At 32.2% G+C, this 11857-nt stretch carries 16 protein-coding genes; 2 read left to right on the forward strand and 14 right to left on the reverse strand.

All coding sequences use genetic code 11. The features are described from left to right. The first annotated feature begins 34 nt into the window (after positions 1 to 34). Positions 35 to 1306, forward strand: coding sequence for a D-alanyl-D-alanine carboxypeptidase family protein (locus tag CUL_RS0112490; protein WP_005582142.1), 1272 nt, complete (start codon positions 35 to 37; stop codon positions 1304 to 1306). 23 nt (positions 1307 to 1329) lie between these two features. On the opposite strand, the gene CUL_RS0112495 is transcribed toward CUL_RS0112490, so the two are convergent. From CUL_RS0112495 to CUL_RS0112560, 14 genes are all read right to left on the reverse strand, one after another. Further along, positions 1330 to 1710 (reverse strand): RidA family protein, encoded by a 381-nt coding sequence (locus tag CUL_RS0112495; protein ID WP_201767897.1) that lies wholly within the window; start codon positions 1708 to 1710, stop codon positions 1330 to 1332. 54 nt (positions 1711 to 1764) lie between these two features. Then, positions 1765 to 2118: a ribosome silencing factor gene (gene rsfS / locus CUL_RS0112500; protein WP_005582140.1), complete on the reverse strand. Its 354-nt coding sequence runs from the start codon at positions 2116 to 2118 to the stop codon at positions 1765 to 1767. A gap of 19 nt (positions 2119 to 2137) precedes the next feature. Then, positions 2138 to 3094 carry an LCP family protein gene (locus tag CUL_RS0112505; protein WP_005582139.1) on the reverse strand — a complete coding sequence of 319 codons (957 nt, stop codon included), beginning with the start codon at positions 3092 to 3094 and terminating at the stop codon, positions 2138 to 2140. Positions 3095 to 3100: 6 nt separating this feature from the next. Further along, entirely contained in the window at positions 3101 to 3673 is a 573-nt protein-coding gene (gene yqeK / locus CUL_RS0112510) for a bis(5'-nucleosyl)-tetraphosphatase (symmetrical) YqeK (protein ID WP_005582138.1), read from the reverse strand. A gap of 8 nt (positions 3674 to 3681) precedes the next feature. Beyond that, positions 3682 to 4293 carry a nicotinate-nucleotide adenylyltransferase gene (gene nadD, locus CUL_RS0112515; RefSeq protein WP_005582137.1) on the reverse strand — a complete coding sequence of 204 codons (612 nt, stop codon included), beginning with the start codon at positions 4291 to 4293 and terminating at the stop codon, positions 3682 to 3684. Positions 4294 to 4375: 82 nt separating this feature from the next. After that, positions 4376 to 4666, reverse strand: a complete 291-nt coding sequence (gene yhbY, locus CUL_RS0112520) for a ribosome assembly RNA-binding protein YhbY (protein ID WP_005582136.1) — start codon at positions 4664 to 4666, stop codon at positions 4376 to 4378. A 19-nt stretch (positions 4667 to 4685) separates the two neighbouring features. After that, positions 4686 to 4868 (reverse strand): hypothetical protein, encoded by a 183-nt coding sequence (locus tag CUL_RS0112525; RefSeq protein WP_005582134.1) that lies wholly within the window; start codon positions 4866 to 4868, stop codon positions 4686 to 4688. Positions 4869 to 4888: 20 nt separating this feature from the next. After that, positions 4889 to 6163: a GTPase ObgE gene (obgE, locus tag CUL_RS0112530; protein ID WP_005582132.1), complete on the reverse strand. Its 1275-nt coding sequence runs from the start codon at positions 6161 to 6163 to the stop codon at positions 4889 to 4891. A gap of 171 nt (positions 6164 to 6334) precedes the next feature. After that, entirely contained in the window at positions 6335 to 6625 is a 291-nt protein-coding gene (rpmA, locus tag CUL_RS0112535; protein WP_005582131.1) for a 50S ribosomal protein L27, read from the reverse strand. Between the two features lie 3 nt (positions 6626 to 6628). Beyond that, a complete protein-coding gene (locus CUL_RS0112540; protein WP_005582130.1) occupies positions 6629 to 6976 on the reverse strand; it encodes a ribosomal-processing cysteine protease Prp in 348 nt (115 codons plus the stop codon). Between the two features lie 2 nt (positions 6977 to 6978). Next, on the reverse strand, positions 6979 to 7290 hold the full coding sequence (gene rplU / locus CUL_RS0112545) for a 50S ribosomal protein L21 (protein ID WP_005582129.1): 312 nt from the start codon (positions 7288 to 7290) through the stop codon (positions 6979 to 6981). An 89-nt stretch (positions 7291 to 7379) separates the two neighbouring features. Continuing rightward, positions 7380 to 8636: an Rne/Rng family ribonuclease gene (locus CUL_RS0112550; RefSeq protein ID WP_005582128.1), complete on the reverse strand. Its 1257-nt coding sequence runs from the start codon at positions 8634 to 8636 to the stop codon at positions 7380 to 7382. 18 nt (positions 8637 to 8654) lie between these two features. After that, on the reverse strand, positions 8655 to 9374 hold the full coding sequence (locus tag CUL_RS0112555; protein ID WP_025642034.1) for a TIGR03936 family radical SAM-associated protein: 720 nt from the start codon (positions 9372 to 9374) through the stop codon (positions 8655 to 8657). After that, positions 9371 to 11215, reverse strand: a complete 1845-nt coding sequence (locus CUL_RS0112560) for a TIGR03960 family B12-binding radical SAM protein (RefSeq protein ID WP_025642036.1) — start codon at positions 11213 to 11215, stop codon at positions 9371 to 9373. The genes CUL_RS0112555 and CUL_RS0112560 overlap by 4 nt, the downstream gene beginning before the upstream one ends. Positions 11216 to 11442: 227 nt before the next feature. On the opposite strand from CUL_RS0112560, the gene CUL_RS17385 reads away from it, so the two are divergent. Then, a partial coding sequence (locus tag CUL_RS17385) for a transposase (RefSeq protein ID WP_035143230.1) occupies positions 11443 to 11857 on the forward strand: 415 nt, incomplete at its 3' end.

Genomic DNA, 11857 nt, shown 5'->3' on the forward strand with positions numbered 1-11857 from the left:
TACTTATAATTAATTCAACAAAGGAGGGAGCTATTTGAAAAAAATCATATTAATAATATTATTCCTAATATTTACTACATATAGTATCTCTTTTGCAGATAGCCTAAATCTTTCTGGTGAAGGTGCTATACTTATTGACTCTGATACTGGTCAAATTCTTTATCAAAAGAATTCCCATATGAAATTGCATCCAGCAAGTACTACCAAGATAATGACTGGAATACTTGCTCTAGAACTTGGCAATATGAACGATATTGTAACCGTTGATGAAGAAGTGGTTAGCCTTACCGATGGTAGTCATATAGCATTAGAGCCAGGAGAACAGCTGAAATTTGATGATCTATTAAATGCCTTATTAATTGAATCTGCCAATGATTCTGCTTTAGCTATTGCAAAACATATTTCTGGTAACATCGATGAATTTGTAAAATTGATGAACGGCAAAGCTAAAGAGTTAGGAGCTTTGAATACCAATTTTGCAAATCCCAATGGCTTGTCAGATGAACACCATCTGACTACTGCTTATGATCTAAGTCTAATGGCCCAATATGCTATGAAAAATAACGGTTTCAAAGAAATCGTCTCCAATTATACCTATATTATACCTAAGACTAATAAAAAAGATGAAGAAAGATATTTAAAATCTGCCAATAGGCTATTATATAGCAATCAAAAAATAAATGTGAATGGTAAAGCAGTTCCTATAAAATATGAGGGAATTAATGGAGTAAAAACTGGATATACCTCCTTAGCTCAAAATTGTTTAGTAGCCTCTGCCAAAAGGGGAAATCAAAATCTAATTGCTGTGGTACTAAAATCCAATGGTAAGGAAGTGTATTCTGATATACACAAATTGTTAAACTATGGATTCGATAATTTTGAAAAGGTTAATGTGGCAACTAAAAACTATTTTGTTGATAATATAGAAGTAAAAGATGCCATAAACCCTGTTGTTGCAGGCATTATTAAGGAGGATTTACCCCTTTCAATACCAAAAGGTTCAATAGATAAAATAGATAAAAAAATCTATATTGATGATGAAATTGAAGCCCCTATAGAAAAGGGGCAGGTTTTAGGAAAAGTCGAGTATTATTTTCAGGGGCAACTTTTAGGACAAGCAGACATTGTATCTACTTTGGATGTAGAAAAAACACCACCTATAAACATATTTCAATGGTTTTTAAATAGATGGTATATTTTATTAATTGGTTTATTTATTTTATATAGAATTACAGCTATCGTAAAACGTAGAAAAAGTAAGAGAAGAAGACGTTCCTTATACAAAATTCCAACTTCATTCCAATAAAAAAAGCAGCATTGCTGCTTTTTTTACAGTACCGCTATAGCTTCAATTTCTATATTTCCATCCCTAGGAAGTTTTGCTACTTGTACACAAGATCTAGCTGGTTTATGCCCTTTAAAAAAGGCCTCATATTCTTCATTGATTAGTGGAAAATCCCCCATATCCTTTATGTATATATTTACCTTTACTATATCCTCTAATGTTGCTCCACCTGCTTCTACTACTGTAAGCACATGTTCTAAGCATAATCTAGTTTCCTTCTTAATATCTCCCTTTATTAATTCTCCAGTCTCCGGTACTATGGGCAGTTGTCCAGAGGTGAATATTAAGCTACCGGTTTTAATGCCTTGGGAGTAAGGTCCTACTGCCTCTGGTGCTTTATTTGTTGATACTGGTTTTATTTTCATAGTTAAACCTCCTTAAAATTAAAATAATAGACAATAGGTCTATTAATAATCCTATTAAAGCATATGGTCTAATGTTAATTCATCACCATCAGCCCATAGTTTGTCTAAACTATAAAACTCTCTATCCTCCCTATGGAATACATGGACTATTATATCTCCAAAATCCAATAAAATCCACCTACTACTTTCTTTGCCTTCCTTCCCTAAAAGCTCATATCCTGCTTCTATCATCTTCTCTTCTACTTCATCGGCAATAGATAATACTTGGGTAGTAGAGTTACCGCTTACCAAAACAAAATAATCGGTAATAGGGGTTAACTTTCTAATATCTATTGCTTTTATATCAAAGCCCTTTTTATCATTACAGGCCTTTACTATAATAGATATTTTTCTATCAATATCTTTCACCTAATTACCTCCTGATTTTTTAATTGAGTTCATCATCCATATCCTCTATGTTTTCCACAGTTCTATGCTCAGTAAATAAGGATTTTACCAATTTGTTAGTTTCTTCTTCATAAGGAATGAAATAGGATACTCCACTAATATACTTGGTGTCTCCAGGCAATGTAGCAGCCTGTATTGATTCAGTGTTGAAAGTGTTAGCTTTCATAGCAAATTTCATTATAACATCTAAGGGTATATTTGTATCCACATTATTGTAATAAGATTTTATCATTTGAGGGATATTTACAATATTTGCTGGTCTTAAAGCCTTATCTGCAGCCGCCTTTATAAATTGTTGTTGAGCTTTTATCCTCCCCAGGTCCTGATCCGCATATCCTTTTCTAAACCTTAAAAACTGTAACGCCTTATCTCCATCTAATGTTTGATACCCTTTATTTAAATCAATATATAAAGGCGGATCTGCAACAGGATCGCTATATTTCATATCCATAGGGACATCTAATTCTACTCCACCAATGAGATCCACGAATTCCCTAACTATTTTATAATCAACCTTAACATAGTATTCTAAATCTATACCTAATAAATCCTTTACAGCTTTTACCGATAATTCTGGTCCACCATAAGCGTGGGCATGATTTATCTTTTCTTCATATTTTCTACCTCGTATCCTAGCTTTGGTATCTCTGGGTATAGAAAGGATAGTTGCATCGCCAGTAGACTTATCAACCCTACACAACATCATAGTATCAGTTCTAGCACCGGAGCTTTTACTTACGTCTTTAGAATCTACCCCTAATAATAGGAATGTAATATCATCTTTCCCATCCATCAATCTATCGATAAAGGTTTCTTTATATTCCTCTTCCTCCCCATCACTAGTTGCCTTAATAACGGTTTTATATATAAAGCCACTCCAAACTAATGAAAATATGATAAATGAAACAAAAAAACTTTTTAAAAATGTCTTCTTCACTGGACCTCACTCCATATTCTTTAAAATTATTAATTGATTTCTTGCTTTAATAGTATCTAAATGTATTAAGTTTCCCTTTTGAATAATAAACTTCAATGTATTGTTTATTGCAAATAATAGAGATTTATCCATATCTTCATAAGCTAATTCCCTTATTTTTTCTACACCTGGAAAATCTCTACCTGGTTCTATAAGATCAGCGATATACACAATTTTTTCTAATAGACCCATGTTTTCCCTACCAGTAGTATGGAAACGAATGGCATTTAATATATCTTCGTCTTCTACATTATATTCTTTTTTTGCTATTTCAGCACCTAATGGGCTATGAATGAGCTCTTTATTAACTTTCATAACATTATCTAGAATTATATCAAAATCATAGGCCATTTTCAACAAATTTATTTCTCCCTGGAGTTTACCACAGTCATGCAAAAGTCCTGCTATTTTAGCTTTTTCAATTGGATAATCATAGTATTTGGCTAGCTTCATACTAGTATTCATAACCCCTATGGAGTGGTTAAATCTTTTTACTCCAATATCTTTTTTCAATTTATCATAAATCCATTGTTCTATCATATAAAATCCTACTCCTTATAAAGTTTATTCTTTTCTATATACTGTTCTACTGATTCTGGAACTAAATATTTTATGGATAATCCTTTTTTAACCCTATTTCTAATTTCAGTAGAGGATATATCTATAAGGGGTGATTCCAATATGGATAAAGGGCTTCCATACAACTCGCTTAATTCCTTAATCTTTACTTTCAGATTGTCATTATCTAAATCCTGTCTTTTAGCAACAATAAAATTGCATAAACCTAGCAATTCCTTATAATCTTTCCACTTATGTATCTGATATAAAGAATCTGAACCCAATATAAAATAGAAATCTGTATAATTGAATTTAGACTTTAAATATTTTATTGTATCTATGGTATAGGCAATGCTTTCCCTTTGAATCTCTATAGATGATATTAAATAATAGGGATTCGAATTTATGGCAAACAAAGTCATATTATATCTATGACTATTAGAAGAAATACTATCTTTATCCTTATGGGGTGGTTTCCCCGTTGGTATAAAAAGTATTTTATCTAAGCCAAAGGTAGTTCGAGCATATTCTGCTAATATTAAATGACCATTATGGATTGGATCGAAGGTTCCTCCCATAATTCCGATCTTCTCTCTTTTCAAATTACTTCTCCTCCCATTTTTCACCTGATAATAGATAAACTTCAGAAACATCAATTCTGAAGTTTATGCTAATCTTTCATATTTAAGGCAATTGAATTGTTTTATTTTCTTTAGATTCTCTATAAAGGACTAATTTATTTCCTATACTTTGAACAAATTCTGCATTGGTGCTTTCAGCTAAATCTATTGCTACTGTAGTTGCATCCAAATAGCTATTATTCAATACTTTTATCTTAATGATTTCCCTGGCTTCCAAGGCTTCATCGACTTGTTTAATAAAGTTATTTGTTATCCCATTTTTACCAACCTGGAATATTGGCTCCATAGTATTGGCTATACCTTTCAAATAACTCCTCTGTTTTCCTGTTAACAATTGCTACACTCCTTTAATTTTAAACTTCCACTTCTTTTCTCCATTGTCTCCTATGGGATTCATAGTTTTTACTTCCTTTTTTCCACCCAGTTCTTGATTTCTCTGATGGTTGATAGTTTTTATTAATCACTACCTCGTTTTTTGCTAGACAATAATATGTTGGTTGATTTTCTTTACAATTACCACATTCAAAACAGTCCATTTTGCCTACAAACCCTCCATTTAATCAAAAAATTCGAATTCATATCCGCAAATTAATACTGTATCATTTTCTTCAATTCCCAATTCTTTTAATTGGTCTACAACACCTCTTTGTCTAATAGTGTTTTGAAAATACCTTAAAGAATCATGATTATCAAAATTAGTTGAATATATTAATCTCTCTATGAAGGAACCTTCTACTATATATATTCCATTTTCTTTTCTAACTATAATTGCATCTTTCTCAGATTCTTCAAAGGTTATATCAGCTTTTTCATCAAAGGTTTCATATTCTATTTCAATATCCTTTAAGACCTCCCATATACCATATTTTAACCTATTTATGCCTTCCATAGTTGCAGCAGATAATGGAAAAACTTCATAGCCTAAGGGTTCAAATTCCTCCTTTACCTTATCAATCCATTCTTTTGATTGGAATAAGTCCATCTTATTGGCTACAATTATTTGGTGTTTTTCTTTTAGTTTTGGATTATATTGAATTAATTCTTCATTTATTTTATAGAAATCTTCTATAGGGTTTCGACCTTCTATACCAGAAGCATCTAATACATGAACTAAAATTTTGGTTCTCTCCACATGTCTTAAAAAATCATGGCCTAGTCCTACCCCTTGGTGGGCTCCTTCTATCAATCCAGGAATATCAGCAATTACGAAACTTTGTTCCTCATCGACTCTAACTACTCCCAAATTGGGTTTTAAAGTAGTAAAATGATAGTTGGCAATTTTCGGTTTTGCTTCAGATAAAATGGATAATATTGTAGACTTCCCCACATTAGGAAAACCGATCAAACCTACATCTGCTAATAATTTTAATTCTAAAATAACAGTCCTTTCCTCTCCTTTTGTTCCTGGTTCAGCAAACCTAGGCGCTTGTCTAGTTGGAGTGGCAAATTTAGCATTACCTCTTCCTCCTTTGCCTCCCTTAGCGATTATAAAGCTTTGATTATGCTCTTTAATATCTACTATTACTTTTCCACTGTCCCCATCTTTTACTAAAGTTCCTACAGGCACCCTTAGGATTAAATCCTGCCCTTTTTTACCAAATTGTTTTTTAGTTTTACCATTTTCCCCATTTTCAGCTTTATAAGAGCGTTTATACCTAAAATCCATTAAGGTTCTTATGCCTTCATCTCCTTGTATGATTATATTACCTCCATTGCCACCATCGCCGCCATAAGGTCCTCCTGCTGGCTCATACTTTTCCCTCCTGAAAGCTACAGCCCCATCTCCTCCTTTACCTGCCTTTAGATTAATTTTAGCTATATCAATAAACATATTATCATCCTCTATCATTTTGTAATTTAATTATACCAACTTATATTTGACTGTCAACAATTAAAAATACTAAATATCAACAATGTAAACATTATTTTGTTCTAGTAATATGAAAATATTCTAAAATTTGCTCAGAAAAAAAAGCCTACCATATTGGCAAGCTTTAGAAATTTATGCTAATTCCTCGTTTGGATATACGCTAACTTGTTTTCTATCTCTACCTTTTCTCTCAAACTTAACAACGCCATCTATTTTAGCAAATAAAGTGTCGTCTCCGCCTCGACCTACGTTATTTCCCGCGTGAATCTTTGTACCCCTTTGTCTTACAAGGATATTGCCAGCTAATACAAATTGGCCATCGCCACGTTTAACACCTAAACGTTTGGCTTCACTATCTCTACCGTTTCTAGAGCTACCTACTCCCTTTTTTGAAGCAAACAATTGTAAGTTTAGCTTTATCATCTTTTACACCTCCCTATATTTGAGAGTTATATACTCTGGATAACCTTCTAATATGGATTTTATTCCTACTTCTAAAGTCTTTAAGACTATTTCAGTTTTCGTTCTAATACTTATATCTATGGTTTTTGAAAGGGTTACATCTAGGACTCCTTTTTCTTCATCTAGAACATAATCTATTTTGTTTTCTGGCAAATCACAGACCTCGACTAAAGAAATTAATGTAGTCTGTGCAAGAGCTGAAACTGCTGCACATACTATATCTTTGCCTTTAATGCCATAGCCTGCGTGTCCGGAAACTTTATATCTTTCAATATAACCATTTCTATCCTTAAATATAGTGATTTTTATCATACTTAACCAACAATCTTTTCAATCTTTAATTTTGTATAAGGTTGACGATGTCCTTGTTTTTTTCTGTAATTCTTCTTAGCCTTATACTTGAAAACGATGATCTTCTTAGCTTTCCCTTGTTCTAATACAGTAGCTTCTACTTTTGCTCCTTCAACATAAGGCTTTCCAACAATTAAACCATCTTCTTTCGAAACAAGAAGTACTCTAGATAAATCTATTTTTTCTCCTTCTTCGGTGTCAATTTTTTCAACAAATACAATGTCCCCTTCTTGAACTCTGTATTGTTTTCCACCTGTTTCAACTACAGCATACATTTTTACAATGCACCTCCTCTAACCAGTCTCGCCAATGTTAGGTGACTAAGCTTAAACCCACATTGAGCGGCTACCTACAGACAAAAATTTTACCAGATAAACATGGATTTGTCAATACTTCTATCTAAAATTTTACCCCTTCCATTACAATCTGGGCATTTTTTTACAAATCGCGAACTTAAACTATTTCTAACTTTCTTTCTAGTAAGTTCTACCAACCCTAGTTTGGTAATATCAATTATATTTGCTTTATTTCTATCGGAACTTAAGGCTTCTTGCAATTTATTTAAAACCAATGATATATCTTTATTTTCTTTCATATCTATAAAATCAATTATTATTATTCCGCCAATATCCCTAAGTCTAATCTGTTTGGATATTTCTTCAACTGCTTCTAAGTTCGTCTTAACTACAGTGTCCTCAAGGCTTTTACTGCCTGTAAATTTCCCTGTGTTAACATCTATGGCAGTTAAAGCCTCAGTTTCATCTATTACTATATATCCTCCACTTTTTAGGGCTACTTTTCTTTCTAATGCAGTTTGAATCTCTTTCATAATATTTTCCTGGGAAAAAACATTGAAATCCTTATCAAAGAATATTTTTTCTTCCAGCCTAGGAAACATTATCTCTTGAAAGCTTAGCAAACTATCATATTTTTCTCTGTCGTTTAAAACTATCCTATGGATTTTATAGCTAAAAACATCTCTAATAATTTGATGGGATAGATCCATTTCTTTATATATTAGTTTAGGACAGGGTAAAAAGTTTTTTTCCCTTTTAATCTTTTTAAATATATTTATTAGCATATTATACTCGTCTATTAATAGCTCCTTTTCAACACCGAATGCCTTCGTCCTAAAGATCAGTCCCATATTGTCCTTCTGCATATCCTTACCAATTTGCTTTAGTCTTTCTATTTCTTCATCATGGTTAATTTTTCTAGAAGTATTGATTTTGCTAGAGAAAGGTGTTAGCACTACGAATCTTCCCGGTAAAGTAATATGGGTAGTTACCTTAGCTCCCTTGCTTTCAGAAGCTTCTTTTAATACTTGAACAATTATTTCTTCTCCATTCTTTACAATATCTTCAATATTTATCTTTCCGTTATTATTAATCATATCTTTAGGCAATGCATTTTTTACATAAAGGTATGCGTTTCTTCCTTCACCTATATCGATAAAAGCAGCTTCCATGCCTGGCAATACATTAACTACTCGTCCCCTATAGATATTGCCTGCTTGTTTTCTACAATCCTTCTCATCAATATAAATTTCTACAAGACTATTATCCTCTACCAAACCAATTATTTCAATATCATCCTTTGAATCGATAAAAATATAATTCATATTACCTCTCCTAAATTTCTACATTGGCGACAAAATCCTGCCCTTTTCTTCAGCAAAAAGTTCAAGTCTCTTGATTTCTACAGTGTCAAAGTCTATTCCAACATCGAGATACTTCTCCATAGCGTCTAAAAAATCTGTCGGTTTTAAGTTGCCCTTGTCTCCAGCCTTGAGTAGGCAGTCAATCCTTACTACAGACCCAGTATTTGTATCTTCCTTGCTGCTAAAATCTTTAATAACTATGTTACCAATAAATGACTTAACATCTTGATCTCTTTCAGTAATTTTATTACCTTTACGCCTTATTTTCTTAATTATTATTTTATCTTCTTTTAGCCATTCACCTATAAGATCTTGAAATTCATCTTTGTTATTCAATTTCTTAGCTGTAAATTTAATTTCGTAATAACTCCAGCTAATAAGGGATGAAATAGATCTTTTGTCTTCTGTATATTTTGCTTCTAAAATTCTAATTCCATCTGGCAGCTCTTTGTTCATTATTTCAATAAAATCCTTTGTTGATATTTTTTTATATAAATCAATATCCATATATTCTTCAATGCTTTCAATTCCCAATGCTAAAGGGTTGGCTATAGAAAATTTTGGTTGAGGATTAAATCCTCCCGAATATTTAATGGGAATATGTCCTCTTCTGAAAGCTCTTTGAAACAGCCTCATTAAATCAAGATGGGATATATATTTTAAATAGTTTTTCTTTGTAAATTTTACCCGTATAATCATTTGCATACACCACCTGTAAAGCTTTTGTTAATACCACAATTAGTACAACCTAATCTACAATCTCTAGTTAATTCTTCTCCTTTTGCTTTTTCGTATTCCTTAATCAGATATTCTTTAGTAACTCCTGGTTCTATAAAATCCCAAGGGAGTGTTTCTTCAACAGATCTTTCTCTTAATGCATAAAAATCTCCATCTATTCCAATTTCATCAAAGGCTTCCATCCATTTGCTATAATGAAACATTTCAGACCAGCCATCAAATTTACATCCCTTTTCCCAAGCTTTAATTAAGGCTTTACAGAGCCTTCTATCCCCTCGAGCCAGAACTGCTTCTAAATAACTAAGCTTCGGGTCGTGGTAGTTGAAGGTAATCTTTCTATCCTTTATATTATTTTTAATCAAATCTATCTTTTCATAGAATTCATCTATGGCATTTTGCCCTACCCATTGGAAGGGAGTAAATGGTTTAGGCACAAAGCAGGAAGCACTTAAGGTGATTTTTAAATTTCCTTTACGCTTTTCCCTGGGTAAACTAAAGAATAAATCTTTTACCTTATAACCTAAATCTCTAATGCCTAACAGATCTCTTTCTTCTTCTGTAGGCAGACCAATCATAAAATATAGTTTTACCGTAGACCAACCTTCATGAAAGGCATAGGTCATAGCTGTAATCAAATCTTCCTCTGTTACCCCCTTATTGATTACGTCTCTTAACCTCTGGCTACCTGCCTCCGGGGCAAAGGTTAGACCTGTTTTTCTTACCTTTTGAATCTCTTTAAGAACTCCTATACTAAAGGAATCTAATCTAAGGGATGGTAACGAAACTCCAACTCTTTTTTCTTCATATCTATCCATTAGTTTTGAAATCAACAATTGGAGTTCTGAGTAATCGCAAGAACTTAGGGAAGTTAATGATATATCTTCATATCCTGTATTTTTTTCTAATCTATCAGCTAATTCTAATAGCCTATCTACTGACTTTTCCCTGACAGGTCGATAGATCATCCCTGCTTGACAAAATCTACAACCTCTTGTGCAGCCTCTGAATATTTCTAGTGGAATCCTATCATGGATTGTTTCTACATAGGGCAAAATTAATTTTTCAGGATAGTAGACCTTGTTTAAATCCTTAATTATCCTCTTTTTTATAGTTCTAGGCACCCCTTCTATTAATGGCTCCATCCTATCTATAGTATTATCTTCGTTATAAAATACCTGATAAAATGCTGGTACATATATTCCTTCAATCCTACTTACTTCTTTTAAAAAATCTAATCTACTTGCCTTTATCTCTTTGTATTCTTTATACTTTTCCAATATTTCTAGTATTACTTCTTCTCCTTCACCAATTACAAAAAAATCTATTATATCTGCTATGGGTTCTGGATTATATCCACAAGGTCCTCCAGCTATTACAAAAGGGTTATCCTCTTTTCTATCCCTGGAAAGAATTGGTATATCCCCTAAATGGAGCATATTAATTATATTAGTATAGCTCATTTCATATTGTAGGGTGAAGCCTATAAAATCAAAGTTTTTTACAGGTTCCCTATTTTCAAGGGTAAATAAAGGGATATTTTCATTAATCATCTCCTGTTCCATATCTACCCAAGGAGCAAATGCCCTTTCACAAGCAATATCTTCTTCCTGGTTTAATAGATTATATAGTATGTGAAGACCCAAATGGGACATACCTACTTCATATATATCTGGAAAAGCAAAGGCAAATTTAACTTTTACCTTATTTAAATCTTTCTTAACGGAATTTTTTTCCATACCTATATACCTAGCCGGTTTCTCTACTCTTTTTAAAACTTTATTAAACTTATCAATATCTATCATCTGATACCACCTTTTCATTTGTACTATAATACTATCTTACCATCTTTTTATTTTTTTTAATAGAATAAATAATAATAAAAACAAAAACTGTCCAAGACAGTTTTTCAGACTGAAGACAAAGTATAAATTTTTTATAAAAAAAGCAGAAAATCCTTGAAAGCAAAAAGGATTTTCTGCTTTTTTGTAGAATATATAATATATAACATATTTTTAAATGAGGTGTTGTTATGCTAACGATAAATAAATCTGATAAAAGAAATCAAGTTGAAATCATATCTATTGACCAATTGGTCCCAAAAGATCATTTAGTTAGAAAACTTGATGCTTGCATAGATTTTAGCTTTATCTATGATTTAGTAAAGGACATGTATAGTACTGAAACCGGCAGACCAAGTATAGACCCTGTAGTTTTATTTAAAATTGTTTTCATCCAATATATCTTTGGGATAAAATCAATGAGGCAAACTATAACTGAAATAGAAACTAATGTAGCCTATCGCTGGTTTCTAGGATATGGTCTACATGATAAGATACCCCACTTTACTACATTTGGAAAGAACTATGTTAGAAGATTTAAAGATACAGACGTATTTGAAAAAATATTTATGCGTATCCTAGAACAAGCAATAGATGCAGGATTCA

This window comes from [Clostridium] ultunense DSM 10521 (assembly GCF_000511955.1).
In the GTDB taxonomy this organism is placed as follows: domain Bacteria; phylum Bacillota; class Clostridia; order Tissierellales; family Tepidimicrobiaceae; genus Schnuerera; species Schnuerera ultunensis.